Origin of the sequence: Catenuloplanes indicus (assembly GCF_030813715.1) — a bacterium.
Taxonomy (GTDB): Bacteria; Actinomycetota; Actinomycetes; order Mycobacteriales; family Micromonosporaceae; genus Catenuloplanes; species Catenuloplanes indicus.
The window spans coordinates 8,384,688-8,400,738 of record NZ_JAUSUZ010000001.1; the positions used below are offsets into that span (position 1 = coordinate 8,384,688).

Genomic DNA, 16,051 nt, shown 5'->3' on the forward strand with positions numbered 1-16,051 from the left:
CTGCGGGCGTAACGGTGATCTCTAGGTCACTCTGCGTGGCGTTCTCTTGCGAACGTGGTCTGCTGCACGCACCGGATCGCACCCGGCGCCCGCGACCCGGGAGACGCTGGATCTGTCCGCCGGGTCTCGTCTCCTGCCCACTGCGGCGTCCGGGCACCGACCACCCGGCGGCGCTTGCGCGGGGCCGGCGAATTCGGGCCGGTGGGCCGCAAGCGCGGTGAATTGCGTTGCCGGGTGTCTTTCCCGGGGCCTACTGTTCTCATCAACAGGGCGGGTACGCACCGCCGCGCGGAGAGGAGATCAGCGACATGACCGAATACCCGGCTGAGGCCTCCTTCCGGTGGCGTGAATAGGCTTTCGTGCCTGCTTCCGCGCCGCCTTTCCCGGAGTCGGGGATCGGCGGCGTTCGTCTTTTCATGGGCTTGTAGCGCAGGGGAAGCGCGCCGGTTCGGCATTCCGGAGGCCGGCGGTTCGAGTCCGCCCAGGTCCACATTGTTCATTCGCTCCCGACCGGTTACCGCGCCGGTAAGGAGGTCACCTTCTGACCGGCCGCGTACGCCGAGCCGGCGCCGCCGTCCGCGCACGTCGCACCGGGCGGGCCCGGTGCCGCGCCGGTGCCTCCTAGAGTCCCGTGCAGGGGTTGCCGTTCGCCGCGCACCGGTCCGGCACCTCGGCATGGCCGTCGGTGTTGAAGTGGAACCGCAGCGGTACGGTGCCGCCCGCGCGCACCGGCACGCCGGACCGCCACGTGTACGTCCGGCCGTCCACCTCCAGCGTGGCCTGTGGCGCACCCTCCACCCACGACGTGACCAGCCCGGTCATCGACGCGGGCACGGTGAGCGTGACCGTCCAGTCCGTGTCCGTGCGGCCCGGGTTCCGGACCAGCACCTCGCCGATGAAACCGCCGGGGAAGGAGTCGACCACCCGGTACGTACCGCCGGGACCGGTCGGGGGGTTTCGCTGCGACGGCGTGGAGCTGGTGGCCCGGGCGCGCTCCGGCGTGCTCCGCTGTGCCTCCGGGACCCGCCGGTCCGGCGCGGTGCGCCTCGGGTCGGCCAGCCCGATCGCCGCCTCGTCCTGCGGGGCCCCGGTCTGCGGCGACGGCTCGTTCCGGGGCGGCCCGGCCTGCGGGGTGAACGGCGGGAACAGCGGCGCCGCGCGGCCCGGCGCCGGTGCGGGATCGTCGCCGCGGATGGCATAGCCCGCGACCGTGACCAGCGAGCCGAGCAGGAACGCGACCGCCACGCCCGTGGGTAGCCACGGTACGAGATTACGGAGCGTGGTCGCCGCCGGCATCGCTCGCCTCTCCGGTAGGGACAGGGGCCACACAATACCCGTCCCGGGCGGGGAACGGTCGCGTTCACGGCCGGCGAGACGCATCGGACGGACACGGGGCGGGTGCGGTAGCGGGACGACGGCACGACCCGCCGGGACTCTTACGCTGAGCGCGGCGGCCGTGAGTCGCGCAGGCGATGATGTGGTCTCGCGCCGCACGGGGCTCATGGGCCGCCGGGCGAAGGGTGTATCCGGTCACGTCTCCGGTGCTGCCGGCCGGCTGACGAAGACGGCGGCCTCGACCGCGCGTTTCCAGCGGGCGTGTTCGGCGGCCCGGTGGGCCGGGGGCATGGCGGGGTGCCAGACGCCGGCGCGGTGGCGGTTGTTGCGCAGGTCCTGGAGGTCGGTCCAGTAGCCGGTGGTGAGGCCGGCGGCGTAGGCGGCACCGAGCGAGACCGTCTCCGGGACCATCGAGCGTTCCACCGGTACGCCGAGGACGTCCGCGACCAGCTGCATCAGCAGATTGTCCGCGGTCATGCCGCCGTCGACGCTGAGCGTGGCGAGCGTGAGGCCGGAGTCCGCGTTCATCGCGTCGACCACGTCGCGGGTCTGCCACGCGGTGGCCTCGAGGACCGCGCGGGCCAGGTGCCCCTTGGTGATGTAGCTGGTCAGGCCCACGATGATGCCGCGTGCCTCGGTGCGCCAGTAGGGGGCGAACAGGCCGGAGAACGCGGGGACGATGTAGGCGCCGCCGTTGTCGTCGACGGTCCGGGCCAGCGTCTCGATCTCCGACGGCGTGGCGATCAGGCCGAGTCCGTCACGCATCCACTGGACCAGCGAGCCGGCGATCGCGATCGAGCCCTCCAGCGCGTACGCCGGTGGCTGCCCGTCGATTCGGTAGGCGACCGTGCTGATCAGCCCGTGCGTGGACGTGGCCGGCCGCGGACCGGTGTTCATCAGCAGGAACCCGCCGGTGCCGTACGTGCACTTGGTGTCGCCCGGGTCGAAGCACGCCTGGCCGAACAGCGCGGCCTGCTGGTCGCCGATCGCGGCGCCGATCGGCACGCCGAGGAACGACGTGCCGAAGTGGGCGGACGACGGCCGGATCTCCGGCAGCATCGCGGCGGGGATGTCGTACAGCGCGAGCAGCCGTGCGTCCCAGTCCAGGGCGGAGAGCGACATCAGCTGGGTACGGCTGGCGTTGGTCACGTCGGTGGCGAACACGTCCCCGCCGGTGAGGTTCCAGATCAGCCAGGTGTCCATGGTGCCGCACAGGATCTCGCCGCGCGCCGCCCGTACCCGCAGCGATGGGTCTTGATCCAGTAACCACCGGATCCGGGGCGCGGAGAAGTAGGTGGACGGCGGCAGCCCGGTGATCTCCCGCAGCAGGTCGCCGTGCCCGAGCGCGGCGACGAGACCGGCCGTCCGGGTGTCCTGCCAGACGATCGCGGGTGCGACCGGCACGCCGGTCCGCCGGTCCCACAGCACGGTCGTCTCGCGCTGGTTCGCGATGCCGATCGCGGCCACCTGGCCGGGCTCGAGGCCGGCCTCGCGCAGCGCCTGCGGGATGAGTTTCCGCACGTCGCGCCAGATGCGGGCGGCGTCGTGCTCGACCCAGCCGGGTCGCGGGTAGGACTGGGGGAGCGGGCTGCGGGCCACCGCGACCACGGTCGCGCGCCGGTCGAAGACGATGCAGCGCGTCGACGTGGTGCCCTGGTCGATCGCGAGCACGTACCGCTCGGTGAGGCTCACCGTGCCAGCGCCCGGGAGGTCGCCCGCGCCGCGTCGGCCACGTGCGTGACCAGCCGGGCCCGGGGCCGTCCGGTGGTGTCGCAGACGCGGTCGACCGGTCCGGACACGCCGATCGCGCCGACCACCAGGCCGCCGGTGGTGCGCAGCGGCGCCGCGATCCCGGCCGTGCCCGCGTCGTGCTCGCCCACCGCCGCGGCCCAGCCCCGCGCCCGGGTCTCGGCCAGCGCGGCCCGCAGCCGCGCGTCCGAGGTGATCGTCGACCGGGTGAAGGGCTCGAGAACGACGTCGGTGCCGCCGGCCGCGTACGCGAGCAGCACCTTCCCGAGCGCGGTCGCGTGCAGCGGCAGCCGCCGGCCGATCTCCAGCCGCTGCGCCGAGTCGTCCGGCCGGAACACGTGGTGGGCGACCACGGCCGCGCCGTCACGCAGCGCCGCGACCCGGACCGTCTCGCGGCTGCGCACCGCGAGCGTGTCCGCCCAGTCCAGCGCGCGGGCACGCAACTCGTTCGGGTCGACGCCGGTCCCCAGCGTGCGCAGCGCGTCGCCGAGCCGGTAGCGGTCGTCGCGCGGGTCCTGCGCCACGAACCCGACGTGCGCGAGCGTGCGCAGGATGCTGTGCGCGGTCGACTTGGCCAGGCCGAGCGCGTCCGCTATCTCCTTGACCCGCAGCCCGGCCGGCGCGGCGCCGATCAGCCGGAGCATCGCGGACGACCGCTCGATGGACTGGATCAATCCGGGCACGTGCGACATTGTCGCACGCGGAGCGTTGTCGCGGACCCGGCCGGTTCATACCGTCGGGATCATCCGGCAATCGAGAGGACACACTGTGGCGGACTTCGTCGGCGCGGTCGATCAGGGGACCACCAGCACCCGGTTCATGATCTTCGACCGGTCCGGTGCGGAGGTCGCGCGCGGCCAGGTCGAGCACCGGCAGATCCTCCCGCGGTCCGGCTGGGTCGAGCACGACCCGATCGAGCTGTACGAGAACACCCGCAAGACCATGGAGGCCGCGCTCGCGTCCGCCGGGCTGACCGCGTCCGACCTGGCCACGATCGGGATCACGAACCAGCGGGAGAGCGTGGTGCTGTGGGAGCGCGCGACCGGCCGCCCGCTGCACAACGTGATCGGCTGGCAGGACACCCGGACGGCGGAACTGGTGACCTCGATCGGTCACGCCGCCGAGATCCGGGAGATCACCGGGCTGCCACCGGCCACCTACTTCTCCGCCACCAAGATCCGGTGGCTGCTGGATCAAGACCCATCGCTGCGGGTACGGGCGGCACGCGGCGAGATCCTGGCCGGCACCGTGGACACCTGGCTGCTGTGGAACCTCACCGGCGGGGACGTGTTCGCCACCGACGTGACCAACGCCAGCCGTACCCAGCTGATGTCCCTGGAGACCCTGACCTGGGATCCGCGGCTGCTCGCGCTGTTCGGCATTCCCGCGGAGATGCTGCCGGAGATCCGGTCGTCGTCCGCGCACTTCGGCACCGCGACGAACGGTGTGCCGATCGAGGCGGTGATCGGCGACCAGCAGGCCGCGCTGTTCGGGCAGACCTGCTTCGACCCGGGTGACGCCAAGGCCACGTACGGCACCGGGAACTTCATCCTGCTCAACACCGGCGGTACGCCGGTCCGGTCCACGCACGGGCTGCTCACCACGGTCGCCTACCGCAACGGCGACGAGCCGCCGGTCTACGCGCTGGAGGGCTCGATCGCCGCCACCGGCGCCGCGATCCAGTGGCTGCGCGACCAGGCCGGCTTCTTCGACGACGCGGCGCAGAGCGAGACGCTGGCCGGGAGCGTCGAGGACAGCGGCGGCGTGGTGTTCGTGCCCGCGTTCTCCGGGCTGTTCGCGCCGTACTGGCGGCCGGACGCGCGCGGCGCGATCCTCGGGCTGTCCCGCTTCCACACCGCGGCGCACATCACCCGGGCCGCGCTGGAGGCGATCTGCTACCAGACCCGGGACGTGGTCGACGCGATGGCGCTGGACGCGGGCACGCCGCTGTCGAAGCTGCGGGTGGACGGCGGCATCACGGCGAACGCGCTGTGCATGCAACTGCAGGCGGACATCCTCGGCGTACCCGTGATCAGGCCCGCGGTCGCCGAGACCACCGCGCTCGGCGCGGCCTACGCGGCCGGGCTGACCGCCGGATTCTGGGCCTCCACCGACGAACTCCGCGCCAACTGGCGGGAATCCCGCCGCTGGCAGACCACCTGGCCGGCCGACCGCCGGGACCAGGGACACACACGCTGGAAGGCCGCGGTCGAGCGCACCTTCGGACTAGGGGATATCTGATGTTGACACCACAGGCGCGTACGGCGGCGCTGGCCGCCATGACCAGCCAGGAGCTGGACGTCCTGGTCATCGGTGGCGGCGTGACCGGCGCCGGTGCCGCGCTGGACGCGGCCACCCGCGGGCTCACCGTCGGCCTGGTCGAGGCGCGCGACTTCGCCAGCGGCACGTCCAGCCGGTCCAGCAAGCTCATCCACGGCGGCGTGCGCTACCTGGAGATGCTGGACTTCGGCCTGGTCCGGGAGGCGCTGCGGGAACGCGGCCTGCTGATCCAGAAGCTGGCACCGCACCTGGTCCGGCCGGTGCCGTTCCTCTACCCGCTGCGGCACGTCGGCTGGGAACGGCTCTACGTCGGCGCCGGGATCTTCCTCTACGACGCGCTGAGCGTGTCCGGCGGCACTAGCGCCGGGATTCCCAAGCACAAGCACCTGTCCCGCGGCGCGGCGCTGCGCGCGTTCCCCGGGCTGCGGCCGGAGTCGCTCGCCGGTGCGATCCAGTACTACGACGCGCAGGTCGACGACGCGCGGCACACCATGTTCCTGGCCCGCACCGCCGCCGCCCACGGAGCACACGTCGCGTCCCGTACCGTGGTCGACGGCTTCCTCCGATCGTCCGACGGACGGGTCGCGGGTGTCCGGGCGACCGACGCGGAGACCGGTGCCGCGCTGGAGATCCGTGCCAAGTCGGTGATCAACGCGACCGGTGTCTGGACGGACGACCTCCAGTCGCTGCTGCCGGAGCCGGGCAAGTTCCAGATCACCGCGTCGAAGGGCATCCACCTGGTGGTGCCGAGGTCCGCGATCCCCGGCCACTCCGGCATGATCCTGCGCACCGCGACCAGCGTGCTGTTCGTTATCCCGTGGGACCGGCACTGGATCGTCGGCACCACCGACACGCCGTGGACGCTGGACAAGTCGCACCCGGCCGCGTCCGGGCGCGACGTCGACTACCTGCTCGCCGAGGTCAACAAGGCGCTCGTCACGCCGCTGACCAGGGACGACATCCAGGGCGTCTACGCCGGGCTGCGCCCGCTGATCTCCGCCACCGCGGAGACCACGGCCAAGCTGTCCCGCGAGCACGCGGTCGACTCACCGGTGCCCGGGCTGGTGGTGATCGCGGGTGGCAAGTACACGACGTACCGGGTGATGGCCAAGGACGCGGTCGATCTCGCGGTCAAGGGGCTCCCGCACCGCGTGCCGGCCTCCTGCACGGAACAGGTGCCGCTGCTCGGCGCGGCCGGGTATCGCGCCGCGTGGAACCGGCGGCACGCGCTCGGCCGCGGCACCGGGCTCGGCGTGGGACGGATCGAACACCTGCTGCACCGGTACGGGACGCTGGTCGACGAGGTGCTGGCGCTGATCGACCGCGACCCGTCGCTCGGCACGCCGCTGCCCGGTGCGGAGGACTACCTGGCCGCGGAGATCGTCTACGCGGTCACCCACGAGGGCGCGCGCCACCTGGAGGACGTGCTCACCCGCCGTACCCGGATCTCGATCGAGACCGCGGACCGCGGAATCACGGCGGCCCGCGCGGCCGCACCGCTGATCGCGGACGCGCTCGACTGGTCGGCCGCCGACGTCGCGCGGGAGATCAGCCACTACGAGTCCCGGGTCGCGGCCGAACTCGCGGCGCAGTCCGCCCCGGACGACGCCGGCGCGGATGCGCTGCGCCGCGAGGCCCCCGAGATCGTGCCGGCCTGACCACGTGCGTGACCGGCCGCCTCTAGCGGCCGGTCACCGGTCGTCCGGCCCTTTCCCCGCCCGTACCGCGGATCGCGCCGCGCTCGCCCGCTTAAGATCATCGGCATGACGACGTACGCGCTCTACGCGTGGGGCAACTTCATCTACGAGGTCGGGCTGGACCGGCACCCGGAGTGGCTGGACCCGGCGCTGCTGCGCGGCGAGCGGGACGAGCTCAACGACCACCTGACCATTCTGGACACCGGGACGCTGCGGGTGGACGGGCCCGGCACGATCTTCGAGATCGGTGACGAGCGGGTCGAGGGGCGGACGCTGCTCGGCCGGGAGCCGGCGGACGGCGAGTGGCGGGTCGTGCGGATCCGGGTGGCGACGGACGGGACGCGCGAGGACGCACTGCGGATCACCACGATGCTGGAGGCGGAAGCCGACGTCTACGCCGAGGACACCCCCGCCAGGAATCCGCTCCCGTTCGGCGAGGTCGACACGTTCTGGACGGACGACCACGGCCAGTGGGACCTCGCACTGGTCAGGGTGTGAGGACCTCGACCGTGACCGCGGTGACGTCGCCGGGGGCGAGACCGTTCCTCTCCCGGACCGCGCGCTTGACCGGGAGGACGTAGGCGCCGCGCTTGCCGTCCGGGAAGATCGAGGTGGACCACTCGCTGCGGCCGATGACGGCGCGAACCTTGACCGCGCCGAAACCGCGCCGCAGCCCCGCGGTCAGGTGCTTGATGTCGTCGGAGGCGTCCTCCGGCAGGCTGACGAACGTCCAGCTCTCCTGGCGCGCGTCCCACTCCCAGAGCGGCGCCTCGAACTCGATGATCACTTGGACAGCACCGCCACCAGGAAGTCGGCGTCCGGGCCGAACGGGCGCAGGTCCCACGTGCCGAGCAGCACGGACGCGCTCAGGCCGGCCTCCTTCACGTCCGCCAGGTAGGCGTCGAAGTCGTAGCCGCGGCCGGCGCCGAAGCCGGTGACCACGCGCCCGCCGTCGGCCAGGTGATCGGCGAAACGGCGCAGGATCTCGACGCGGGTGGACGGCGCCACGAACGTCAGCACGTTCCCGGCGCAGACGATCACGTCGAACCGGTCCGGCAGGCTCAACTCCGCGAGGTCGCCGACGAGCCACCGCGTTCCCGGATACGTCGTCCGCGCGTCCTCGATCAGCTCCGGGTCCAGGTCGACGCCGGTCACGGTGTGGCCGGCCGCGGCCAGCAGCCCGCCGACCCGCCCGGTGCCGCACCCGGCGTCCAGGATCCGCGCGTCACGCGGCACCATCGCGTCGACCAGGCGAGCCTCGCCGCCCAGATCGGCCCCGCGCGCCGCCATGTCCCGGAACCGCTGGATGTACCACCGCGCATGCCCCGGATTCTCCGCGACCTGCCGCAGCCACAGATTCTCCTCGGCCATGACCACCCCACCCCGTACCCTCAAGATCTGCTGTTGCCGGTCAAACCTAGCCCGCCCGGCCGGGACCGGCGCCACGGACCCGCGTCCCCGGACGCGCTTGCCGGCGCGGCCGGGGATCCGACCAGAGCGCGAGGAGCTTCATGTTGTCGTGGGACGGGCTGCCCGGGTCGGTGTTGTAGATGAAGAGGGTCTGGTCGGGGTCGCCGGGGAGGGCCAGGGCCTCGTAGCGGATGGTGATCGGGCCGACCGCGGGGTGGAGCAGGTGTTTCGTGCCGTGCGTGCGTTCGTGGACGCGGTGGCCGTTCCACCAGGTGCGGAACTCGGCGCTCTTGATCGTCAGTTCGCCGACCAGCTCGTTCAGCCGGACGTCGTCGGGGTGGCGGCCGGCGTAGAGCCGCAGGGTGCCGACGACGTCGGCGGCGACCGTACGCCAGTCGGTGAAGAGGTCGCGCGCGGCCGGGTCGAGGAAGACCCAGCGGGTGTAGTTGCGCTCGCGTGGCGGTAGCGCGGGCCAGTCCGCGAGCAGCGCGCGGGCCAGCGGGTTCGCCGCGAGGATGTCGGTGCGGCGGCCGACGATGAACGCCGGGTGCTCGGTCATCGACGCGATCATCTGCTGCATCGCCGGCCGCACCTTCTGCGCCGGCAGCCGCTCGGCCGGCCGGCGTGCCGGTTTCGCCAGGTCGGCCAGGTGGGCGTGACCGGCGGCGTCGAGGCGGAAGACGCGGCTCAGCGCGTCGATCACCGCATCGGACGGGCTGGTGTGCCGCCCCTGCTCCAGGCGCGTGTAGTAGTCGACGCTCACGCCGGCGAGCTGCGCGACCTCCTCGCGGCGCAGACCGCGTACCCGTCGTCCCTGCCCCACGTCCTCGGGCTCGGTGGCCGCCCGGCAGGCCCGCAGGAACTCGCCCAGTGCCGACCGATGATCCATGCCGTCCATCGTCGCGCATCCGGCCGGCCGGCGGGAGGGGCCTGGGTGGGTATGCCGTTCCCAGGTACGGCTGGGCCTGCTCGGCCGTGTCCACGGGTCGCCCGCCGGCGAAACATTGAACCCGTCACCACGACCCGAGGAGTTACCCATGAACTGGTTCGTCACCGGCACGTCCCGCGGCCTCGGCCTGGAGCTGGTCAAGCAGCTGCTCTCCCGCGGCGACAGCGTCGCGGCGACCACCCGCTCGACCGCCCGGCTGACCGAGGCGCTCGGCGGCGCGGACACCGCGCGGCTGCTGCCGCTGGAGGTCGACCTGGCCGACGAGCGGCAGGTCGCGGCGGCCGTGCAGGCCGCGAAGGAACGCTTCGGCCGGATCGACGTGGTCGTCAACAACGCGGGGTACGGCTTCCTGGGCGCGGTCGAGGAGACCACGGACGCCGAGGCGCGGCAGATGTTCGACGTCCAGATCTTCGGCGTCTGGAACGTGCTCCGCGCGGTGCTGCCGGACTTCCGGGCCGAGCGCCGCGGGCACGTGATCAACGTCAGCTCGATCCTCGGCCTGACCACCTTCCCGGGCTGGGCGCTCTACTGCGCCGGCAAGTACGCGCTGGAGGGCTTGACCGGGTCGCTGGCCGCGGAGGTCGCGGAGTTCGGCGTCCGGGTCAACCTGATCGAGCCGGGCTATTTCCGCACCGACTTCCTGCGCCCGCACTCGATCGGCCTGCCCACCGGCACGATCGACGGGTACGGCGCGATCCGGGAGATGACCGAGGCGCACCTGGCCATGCCGGGCACCCAGCTCGGCGACCCGGTCAAGGCCGCCGAGGCGATCATCACGGTCGCGGTGGACGGCGCGGCACCGCTGCGCCAGCTGCTCGGCTCCGACTCCTACGGCCTGGCGAAGGCCGCGGTCGACGCGCTCAGCGCGGACATCGAGGCCGGCCGCGAGCTGGCCGTCACGACCGATTCGTGAGCGCGGCGAGGTCCCGCTCCGCGTAGAGCCGGTGCTGCCACTCCTCGTTGAGTACGGTCAGCAGGCAGTCGGCGACCGGGTACGAGTCGTTCTCCGCCGGCCAGCCCGGACCCTTCGCGGGCGGCGTCGGCGCGGCCAGCGACTCCGGCGTGAGCGAGGCGATCACGTCGCGGACGCCGGACATGCGGTCGGCGCGCAGGGCGAGCACCTCGTCCAGCGCCGGCCGCGCGTCCCGGTCCCACGGCACGCCGGGCGTCGGGGACATGCCGTCCCACGGCAGGCCGAGCGGGTGCCACGGCGACGGGTCGCCGCCGATCGCGCGCCGCACCCAGGCGTCGGTGGCGAAGACCAGGTGCCGCAACGTCTCGATGAACGACCACTCGTCGTCGACGCGCTCGTGCAGCAGTGCCGGGTCGAGCCGCCGTGCGCGGTCGGCGGTCTCGGCCCAGATGCTCTCGACCACCTCCCATGCGGTGACGTAACCGTCCGGTGTGGTGGGGCGCATCAGCGGGCGGCGCGGGTCGCGGCGGTCCAGCTCCGCCTCGATCAGTGGCGCCACGTCGACGCCGTTGATCACCAGGTTGCGGACCTCGCCGTCGATGTCCACGTCGGACATCCAGACGCCGCGCATCCGCGCCCGGTGGAAGTCGACGTCGTGGAAGCGGGCGCCGGCCAGCCGCACCATCCGGAAGCGCGCGCCGCTCAGGTCCTGCCCGGTGAAGTCCGCCATGGTCAGAGCCTACGCACGGCGACGGTCTCCCCGTCGGCGACTTCGCCGGTCGGGACGAATCCGAGCCCGCGGTAGAACGGGGCGGGGCCGCCGTCGCGCGGCACGTAGGTCACGTAGAAGTCGATGGTGCCGCGGGCGCGCAGCTCCGCGCAGGCCGCCTCGACCGCGAACGTGCCGTACCCCCGGCCCTGCTCTTTCCCGGCGATGTTGAGCCGCCACAGGCCGGAGCGCCGGTCGGTGTCGTCCGGGTCCTTCCACGGCAGGTCCACGAACGCCATCAGGAAGCCGACCAGCCGGTCACCGTCGTAGACCAGCCGGGGCCAGGCGTGCTCGCCGTACACGTACGCCTCCGCGAGCGAATGCTCGACGGACGCCACGAGATCCTTCTGGTCCTCGCGGACGGACAGCTTCAGCGCCGCCTCGTAGTTCTTCGGCGTCACCCGTTCCAAGCGCATGTCCGCAGGATAGGCGTCAGGGATGAGCGATTTTTGAGTCCTTACCGAGCGCCTGTGCCGGCAGCTCCCGCACGCACGCGCTCGCTCGCGGCCGAGTAGTAGATGAACGTGCCCTGCCGCCGCGACGTGACCAGCCGGGACATGCGCCGCTTCGCCAGGAGCTGGCTGACCGCGGCCGGCGACGTGCCGGCCAGCTCGGCCAGGCAGGCGACCGACGATTCGCCCCGCATCAGCGCCCACCGCACCTTGACGCCGGTCGGCGCGGCTGCTGCCGGTGCGGCGGTCGCTGCCGGTGCCGCGGCGCGTGGGCCGGTGGCGGCGGAGGAGCTGCCGGCGGCGCTCGCGATCGCCGTCCGGGAGGCCGAGGGCCGCAACGCACGTTCCCGTAGCCTGGCGGCGTGAGTGACGGGAAGCTGACCGGCGACGAACCCCTGGCCGACGGCATGCGTGTCTTCGTGCGACTGCGCCGGGACTGCACGGTCACCGACGCGGACCGCCTGCTGGCCACGGCGTGCCGCATCTACCGCGAACAGAACCCGGACGCGACCGACGCGGACGCCGCGGCCTTCGTGACCGGTGCCGCCGACCCGCTGTGCACGGTGCTGGAAGCCGCCGGGCGCGAGTAGCGGAGCAGCTGACCCATCCGGTAGCTGGTCGTGAAGCCCACCAGGTACGGCCCGACCTGGAACACCGTGGAATCGGAGCGGACCGCGACGTGCCAGCCGTCGCTGCCGGCCGAGTCGCCGCCGATGGTGACGGTCCGCTCGTCCGTGATCCCGACGATGCACGTCATGCTGTCACTCTCCATGGCCGGGCGATGTCGTACCCGAATCGTATGATCCTGCGCGACACCGGCCGCTGGACCACGGGAGAACGCCATGAGCACGCTCATCGACCTGCTGCACGAGGACGGCTCGTGGCGGTGCACGCTGGTTGAGGGCATGGTCGACGAGGCGGTGTTCCGGCTCGAACCGGGGACCGCGCCGGCACGCCGGGACCTGGCCGCCCGGCTGCTGGACGGGCGGGATCCGGGCCGGCTGGCCGATCCCGAGCAGTGGGAGGCGGTGCTGATCGAGGCGTTGCTGGCCGACCCCGTCGTGGCGCGGCTGCGGGTGCTGCGGCTGCACCTCACCGACTACCACCACTCCGCGGCCGCCGCCGCGCGGGCGCTCGCCGGGAGCGTGCGCACCCACCTCGAAGAGCTCTATCTCGGGTACGACTTCACATACCTGCTGGAGCACAGCCGCACGTCGACCGGCGGCCGGATCGAGCCGGAGAGCCGGCTGCACGACGGCTTCACGCACGACGCCGAGGCCGGCATGTGGGAGGCGCTGCCCGCGCTGCGGACGCTGACCGCCGAGGGCGCGTTCCTGTTCGACCGGATCGGCGGCGACTCGCTGACCGAGGCGCGGCTGCGCGGCGCCGTGCTGTGCGACGGCGGTGTGTTCCCGGCGTCGGCACCGGCCCTGGTCCGGCTGGCCGTCGAGCTCGGCACGGACGTGTACGGCGTGGCCTGCCCCGTCGACCAGCTGGAGAACGAGCTGACCCCCACGGCCATGCCGAACCTGCGCCACCTCGACCTGGGCGAGGCCGAGTTCGACGGGACCGATCTCGAGGTGCTCGAGGTGCTCGCCGGGTCGCCGCTGCTGCCGCAGCTGGAGAGCCTGGTCGTGCGGTCGCTGGAGGCCGACGAGGAGGCGGTGGCCGCGCTCATGCCCGCCTTCGCCCACCTGAACCTGTCCGTCGCGCACTGAGTCAGCGGCAGCCCGGGTCCATGGCGTACACGTCGTAGTCGCCGTTCGTGTCCCCGGCGGCGAGGGCGGCGGCGGTGTGGAAGACGACCGAGGCACCGTCCGGCGTGAGCCGCGGACCGTACCCGTAGCCGCCGTAGCCGTTGCCGGTCAGGCGCGTGGTGGTGCCGGCGACCCGGTCCCGGACGAAGATATCGTAGCTGGCGTTCGTGTCGCCGGGTACGAGCGTGGTCGCGCCGGACGCCCAGACGACGCACCGGCCGCTGAGCCCGATCGCCGGGTCGCGGCTCTCGTACGCTGTCGTCCCCACTCCGGTGCCGCCGTGTGGGGGGTGGCCGTCGGCTGAGGGGGGAATGGATCGTGCTCGGGATCGCCGGACAGATACTGCTCGGGCTGGCGCTGATCGGTGCTGGGATCGGGCATCTCACGGTGCTGCGTGCGGAGTTCCAGGCGCAGGTGCCGTCGTGGGTTCCGCTGGACGCGGACTTCGTGGTGGTCGCGTCCGGGGTGGTGGAGGTCGTGCTCGGGCTGGCGCTGCTGCTCGCCTGGCGGCAGCCGGTGCGTGGCCTGGTCGGGGCGGTCGTAGCGGCGTTCTTCGTGGTGATTTTTCCGGGTAACGTCGCGCAGTTCACCGAGCAGCGGGACGCGTTCGGGCTGGAGTCCGACCTTGCCCGTGGGGTCCGGCTGCTCTTCCAGCCGCTGCTGGTCGTCTGGGCGCTCGCCGCGACCGGCGCGATTCCCGTGCTCCGCACGCTTCTCCAGCGAAGCCGGCGTTCCCGGCGTTCCTAGCGGCGGTCAGCGGCGGCGTGCGGGAGCGGAGCGGGAGAAGTCGTAGTCGTCGGCGTCGAACGGGACGCCCTTGAGCGAGGCGATCGCGGAGAGAACCTTGATCTGGCCCTCGCGGCCGCCGCAGCGGTAGATGCCGTCCTGGTCGACGCTGCGTACGTAGTCGTGGAAGAAGCCGGGCGCGACGAACAGGTTGTTGGCGACGTGCCAGAGCACCTCGGGCGCGGAGCGGAACGTGCCGCCCGGGTCGTCGATCAGGTCCACGACCAGCAGCGGCAGGTCGGGCGACGTCATGGTGACACTGTCGGCGAGCGCGACCATCGGGTGCGACGGGGACCGCGGCACCAGCTTGAGCGCGCGGGACGGGCTGACACCGGTGAACGCCGGGTCGTCCACGAACGTGAACGCGGCGCGGACCAGGTCGCCGCCGGGTGGCTCGGCGACGGCGCGGCACACCCGCGTCCACGCGTCCGAGTCGGTGAAGTCTGTGCGCACGACCAGCGTGCTCTCGGTCACAGGCAGCATGCCCTCACGCTAACAAGTGATCAGCGGTCTTCCAGCCGAACGCGACTGATCAGCTCCGCGATCGCCTCGGCGTCGCCGGTGCCGAGGCCGTGCCGGGTGACGTTGAGCGCGCCGGCGGCGGCGCCGGTGCGCAGCGCCGCCTCGATGTCGCCGCCGCGGGCGAGCACGGAGGCGATACCGGCGGTCATCGAGTCGCCGGCGCCGCGGTGGTCGGCGACCTCGAGCGCGGGCGGCTCGACCGTGACCACGCGGTCGTCGAAGAGCGCGAGGCTGGGCGCGTGCGGACGGCTGATCAGCACGGTGCCGGCGCCCTCGCCGAGCACGCTGCGGCCGGCCTCGATCAGAGCCTTCTCGTCGTCGCCGGACGCGCGGCCCGCGTTCATCAGCTCCTCGTGGCTGACCTTGACGAACGCGGGCTTGCCCTGGAGGACCGCGGTGAGGTCGTCGCCGGACAGGTCCACGACCACGGTCACGCCGTTGTTGCCGAGGTCCGCGGCGAGCCGGCGGTAGATGTCCGGGTCGACGACGCCGGGTGCGGCCGACCCGCTGAGCACCGCGACCGGCGACCGCAGGCCCTCGGCCAGCGCGATCCCGTAGAGCGCGTCGATGTCGTGCCGGGTGAGCGGGACGCCGCCGTCCTCGGCGACCTCGTCGCGTTCGCCGCTGCGGCGGTCGTGCACGTACCAGCCGTTGCCCGACTCCCGTTTCACCGACCGTACATCGATGTTCTCGCCGCTGAGCCGGCCGCGCAGGACCTCACCGGTCTCGCCGCCCAAGGACACACACAATGTCACGGGTACGCCGAGCGACGCCACCATGCGTGACATCCAGACGCCTTGGCCACCGGCGTGCACATGCAGCTCCGGCCGGTCCGCCCGTTCCTCGATCGTCACCGTCAGGATCGGTACGGCCGCGAACACCATCACTCGCGCATCCATGGCCCGGAAGTGCCCGGAATCCGGGCCGGTCACCCGTGGTAGTCGCTGTGAACTCGCTGAGCATTACCTCAGGCCGCGGCGGCCGCGCGGGCGGAGACGAACTCGTGCAGCCGCAGCCACTCGGTCTCCAGCACGGCGCCGTGCGCGCGGGCCACGTCGATCATGTCGCGCGCCCGGTCGAAGTCGCCGGCCAGGAACGCCGCGGTCGCGGCCGCGTTCGCCTGACCGCCCTGGGTGCGGCGCCGCGCGGACCACTCCTCGGCGGTGCGCACGACGTCCGGCAGGCCGTGCGTGGCGACGTGCGCCTCCAGCCAGGCCCGCTCCTCGTCGGTCGCGCCGGTGATCTCGCAGACGTACTTCAGCCAGCCACCGGCCACCTCCCGATAGCCCGGCGCCCACTGCTCCGTCGCCATCAGCAGCTGCTGCCGGCGTATCTTCGCGCGCCGCTGCTCCAGGTCGTCACCGAGCGCCGGAGCGTTCTCGACAGTCGCGGTCATACCGATCCCCCTCGAAGATCAACGTCAGGGGCCCGG

20 protein-coding genes and 1 tRNA gene are annotated in these 16,051 nt (G+C 72.6%); 9 read left to right on the forward strand and 12 right to left on the reverse strand.

The window, feature by feature from the left end; genetic code table 11:
- Nucleotides 1-418 precede the first annotated feature (418 nt).
- Nucleotides 419-490, forward strand: a tRNA-Ala gene (locus J2S42_RS37625).
- Between the two features lie 131 nt (nucleotides 491-621).
- Here J2S42_RS37625 and J2S42_RS37630 read toward each other — a convergent pair.
- From J2S42_RS37630 to J2S42_RS37640, 3 genes are all read right to left on the reverse strand, one after another.
- The gene (locus J2S42_RS37630; protein WP_307247156.1) at nucleotides 622-1,296 is read right to left on the reverse strand and encodes a cellulose binding domain-containing protein; all 675 of its coding nucleotides are present in this window, start codon (nucleotides 1,294-1,296) and stop codon (nucleotides 622-624) included.
- A gap of 234 nt (nucleotides 1,297-1,530) precedes the next feature.
- Entirely contained in the window at nucleotides 1,531-3,027 is a 1,497-nt protein-coding gene (glpK, locus tag J2S42_RS37635; RefSeq protein ID WP_307247158.1) for a glycerol kinase GlpK, read from the reverse strand.
- Nucleotides 3,024-3,767: an IclR family transcriptional regulator gene (locus J2S42_RS37640; protein ID WP_307247160.1), complete on the reverse strand. Its 744-nt coding sequence runs from the start codon at nucleotides 3,765-3,767 to the stop codon at nucleotides 3,024-3,026. Before J2S42_RS37640 ends, glpK (J2S42_RS37635) begins: the two co-directional genes overlap by 4 nt.
- Before the next feature lie 85 nt (nucleotides 3,768-3,852).
- Between J2S42_RS37640 and glpK (J2S42_RS37645) the strand changes: the two genes are divergently transcribed.
- From glpK (J2S42_RS37645) to J2S42_RS37655, 3 genes are all read left to right on the forward strand, one after another.
- The gene (gene glpK / locus J2S42_RS37645; protein WP_307247162.1) at nucleotides 3,853-5,325 is read left to right on the forward strand and encodes a glycerol kinase GlpK; all 1,473 of its coding nucleotides are present in this window, start codon (nucleotides 3,853-3,855) and stop codon (nucleotides 5,323-5,325) included.
- Nucleotides 5,325-7,022 carry a glycerol-3-phosphate dehydrogenase/oxidase gene (locus J2S42_RS37650; RefSeq protein WP_307247164.1) on the forward strand — a complete coding sequence of 566 codons (1,698 nt, stop codon included), beginning with the start codon at nucleotides 5,325-5,327 and terminating at the stop codon, nucleotides 7,020-7,022. The genes glpK (J2S42_RS37645) and J2S42_RS37650 overlap by 1 nt, the downstream gene beginning before the upstream one ends.
- Nucleotides 7,023-7,127: 105 nt before the next feature.
- Nucleotides 7,128-7,559: a hypothetical protein gene (locus tag J2S42_RS37655; RefSeq protein ID WP_307247166.1), complete on the forward strand. Its 432-nt coding sequence runs from the start codon at nucleotides 7,128-7,130 to the stop codon at nucleotides 7,557-7,559.
- On the opposite strand, the gene J2S42_RS37660 is transcribed toward J2S42_RS37655, so the two are convergent.
- From J2S42_RS37660 to J2S42_RS37670, 3 genes are read right to left on the reverse strand one after another with little or no spacing between them, the layout of a single operon-like run.
- Nucleotides 7,549-7,848 carry a DUF1905 domain-containing protein gene (locus J2S42_RS37660; protein WP_307247168.1) on the reverse strand — a complete coding sequence of 100 codons (300 nt, stop codon included), beginning with the start codon at nucleotides 7,846-7,848 and terminating at the stop codon, nucleotides 7,549-7,551. The two genes, J2S42_RS37655 and J2S42_RS37660, sit on opposite strands and share 11 nt — an antisense overlap.
- Complete coding sequence (locus tag J2S42_RS37665) at nucleotides 7,845-8,432, reverse strand: class I SAM-dependent methyltransferase (RefSeq protein WP_307247170.1); 588 nt, start codon at nucleotides 8,430-8,432, stop codon at nucleotides 7,845-7,847. The genes J2S42_RS37660 and J2S42_RS37665 overlap by 4 nt, the downstream gene beginning before the upstream one ends.
- A gap of 46 nt (nucleotides 8,433-8,478) precedes the next feature.
- Complete coding sequence (locus J2S42_RS37670) at nucleotides 8,479-9,360, reverse strand: helix-turn-helix transcriptional regulator (RefSeq protein WP_307247171.1); 882 nt, start codon at nucleotides 9,358-9,360, stop codon at nucleotides 8,479-8,481.
- A gap of 148 nt (nucleotides 9,361-9,508) precedes the next feature.
- Here J2S42_RS37670 and J2S42_RS37675 point away from each other — a divergent pair, with 148 nt between their 5' ends.
- Nucleotides 9,509-10,333, forward strand: coding sequence for an SDR family NAD(P)-dependent oxidoreductase (locus J2S42_RS37675; protein WP_307247173.1), 825 nt, complete (start codon nucleotides 9,509-9,511; stop codon nucleotides 10,331-10,333).
- Here J2S42_RS37675 and J2S42_RS37680 read toward each other — a convergent pair.
- Both J2S42_RS37680 and J2S42_RS37685 read right to left on the reverse strand, forming a co-directional pair.
- Nucleotides 10,317-11,063 (reverse strand): DinB family protein, encoded by a 747-nt coding sequence (locus tag J2S42_RS37680; protein WP_307247175.1) that lies wholly within the window; start codon nucleotides 11,061-11,063, stop codon nucleotides 10,317-10,319. The genes J2S42_RS37675 and J2S42_RS37680 overlap by 17 nt on opposite strands.
- A gap of 2 nt (nucleotides 11,064-11,065) precedes the next feature.
- On the reverse strand, nucleotides 11,066-11,518 hold the full coding sequence (locus tag J2S42_RS37685; protein WP_307247177.1) for a GNAT family N-acetyltransferase: 453 nt from the start codon (nucleotides 11,516-11,518) through the stop codon (nucleotides 11,066-11,068).
- Between the two features lie 102 nt (nucleotides 11,519-11,620).
- On the opposite strand from J2S42_RS37685, the gene J2S42_RS37690 reads away from it, so the two are divergent.
- The 3 genes from J2S42_RS37690 to J2S42_RS37700 all read left to right on the forward strand — a co-directional run bounded on the left by J2S42_RS37690 (nucleotide 11,621) and on the right by J2S42_RS37700 (nucleotide 13,272).
- The gene (locus J2S42_RS37690; RefSeq protein ID WP_307247180.1) at nucleotides 11,621-11,920 is read left to right on the forward strand and encodes a hypothetical protein; all 300 of its coding nucleotides are present in this window, start codon (nucleotides 11,621-11,623) and stop codon (nucleotides 11,918-11,920) included.
- Nucleotides 11,917-12,144 (forward strand): hypothetical protein, encoded by a 228-nt coding sequence (locus tag J2S42_RS37695; RefSeq protein WP_307247182.1) that lies wholly within the window; start codon nucleotides 11,917-11,919, stop codon nucleotides 12,142-12,144. The genes J2S42_RS37690 and J2S42_RS37695 overlap by 4 nt, the downstream gene beginning before the upstream one ends.
- Before the next feature lie 252 nt (nucleotides 12,145-12,396).
- Nucleotides 12,397-13,272 (forward strand): hypothetical protein, encoded by an 876-nt coding sequence (locus J2S42_RS37700; protein WP_307247184.1) that lies wholly within the window; start codon nucleotides 12,397-12,399, stop codon nucleotides 13,270-13,272.
- Nucleotide 13,273: 1 nt separating this feature from the next.
- Here J2S42_RS37700 and J2S42_RS37705 read toward each other — a convergent pair whose 3' ends face one another.
- Nucleotides 13,274-13,579 (reverse strand): TolB-like translocation protein, encoded by a 306-nt coding sequence (locus J2S42_RS37705; RefSeq protein WP_307247186.1) that lies wholly within the window; start codon nucleotides 13,577-13,579, stop codon nucleotides 13,274-13,276.
- 50 nt (nucleotides 13,580-13,629) lie between these two features.
- Between J2S42_RS37705 and J2S42_RS37710 the strand changes: the two genes are divergently transcribed.
- Entirely contained in the window at nucleotides 13,630-14,058 is a 429-nt protein-coding gene (locus J2S42_RS37710; protein WP_307247188.1) for a DoxX family protein, read from the forward strand.
- A gap of 6 nt (nucleotides 14,059-14,064) precedes the next feature.
- On the opposite strand, the gene J2S42_RS37715 is transcribed toward J2S42_RS37710, so the two are convergent.
- The 3 genes from J2S42_RS37715 to J2S42_RS37725 form a co-directional block, all read right to left on the reverse strand.
- Nucleotides 14,065-14,580: a DUF6924 domain-containing protein gene (locus J2S42_RS37715; protein WP_307247190.1), complete on the reverse strand. Its 516-nt coding sequence runs from the start codon at nucleotides 14,578-14,580 to the stop codon at nucleotides 14,065-14,067.
- Between the two features lie 20 nt (nucleotides 14,581-14,600).
- Nucleotides 14,601-15,518, reverse strand: a complete 918-nt coding sequence (locus J2S42_RS37720) for a 1-phosphofructokinase family hexose kinase (RefSeq protein WP_307247192.1) — start codon at nucleotides 15,516-15,518, stop codon at nucleotides 14,601-14,603.
- 68 nt (nucleotides 15,519-15,586) lie between these two features.
- Nucleotides 15,587-16,015, reverse strand: coding sequence for a hypothetical protein (locus J2S42_RS37725; RefSeq protein WP_307247194.1), 429 nt, complete (start codon nucleotides 16,013-16,015; stop codon nucleotides 15,587-15,589).
- Nucleotides 16,016-16,051 lie beyond the last annotated feature (36 nt).

Bases quoted from the DNA above. Each gene is read 5' to 3' on its own strand.
- J2S42_RS37630 (WP_307247156.1), bottom strand. From the start codon at position 1,296: ATGCCGGCGGCGACCACGCTCCGTAATCTCGTACCGTGGCTACCCACG.
- J2S42_RS37650 (WP_307247164.1), top strand. From the start codon at position 5,325: ATGTTGACACCACAGGCGCGTACGGCGGCGCTGGCCGCCATGACCAGC.
- J2S42_RS37655 (WP_307247166.1), top strand. From the start codon at position 7,128: ATGACGACGTACGCGCTCTACGCGTGGGGCAACTTCATCTACGAGGTC.
- J2S42_RS37665 (WP_307247170.1), bottom strand. From the start codon at position 8,432: ATGGCCGAGGAGAATCTGTGGCTGCGGCAGGTCGCGGAGAATCCGGGG.
- J2S42_RS37670 (WP_307247171.1), bottom strand. From the start codon at position 9,360: ATGGATCATCGGTCGGCACTGGGCGAGTTCCTGCGGGCCTGCCGGGCG.
- J2S42_RS37675 (WP_307247173.1), top strand. From the start codon at position 9,509: ATGAACTGGTTCGTCACCGGCACGTCCCGCGGCCTCGGCCTGGAGCTG.
- J2S42_RS37680 (WP_307247175.1), bottom strand. From the start codon at position 11,063: ATGGCGGACTTCACCGGGCAGGACCTGAGCGGCGCGCGCTTCCGGATG.
- J2S42_RS37685 (WP_307247177.1), bottom strand. From the start codon at position 11,518: ATGCGCTTGGAACGGGTGACGCCGAAGAACTACGAGGCGGCGCTGAAG.
- J2S42_RS37690 (WP_307247180.1), top strand. From the start codon at position 11,621: ATGAACGTGCCCTGCCGCCGCGACGTGACCAGCCGGGACATGCGCCGC.
- J2S42_RS37700 (WP_307247184.1), top strand. From the start codon at position 12,397: ATGAGCACGCTCATCGACCTGCTGCACGAGGACGGCTCGTGGCGGTGC.
- J2S42_RS37715 (WP_307247190.1), bottom strand. From the start codon at position 14,580: ATGCTGCCTGTGACCGAGAGCACGCTGGTCGTGCGCACAGACTTCACC.
- J2S42_RS37720 (WP_307247192.1), bottom strand. From the start codon at position 15,518: ATGGATGCGCGAGTGATGGTGTTCGCGGCCGTACCGATCCTGACGGTG.
- J2S42_RS37725 (WP_307247194.1), bottom strand. From the start codon at position 16,015: ATGACCGCGACTGTCGAGAACGCTCCGGCGCTCGGTGACGACCTGGAG.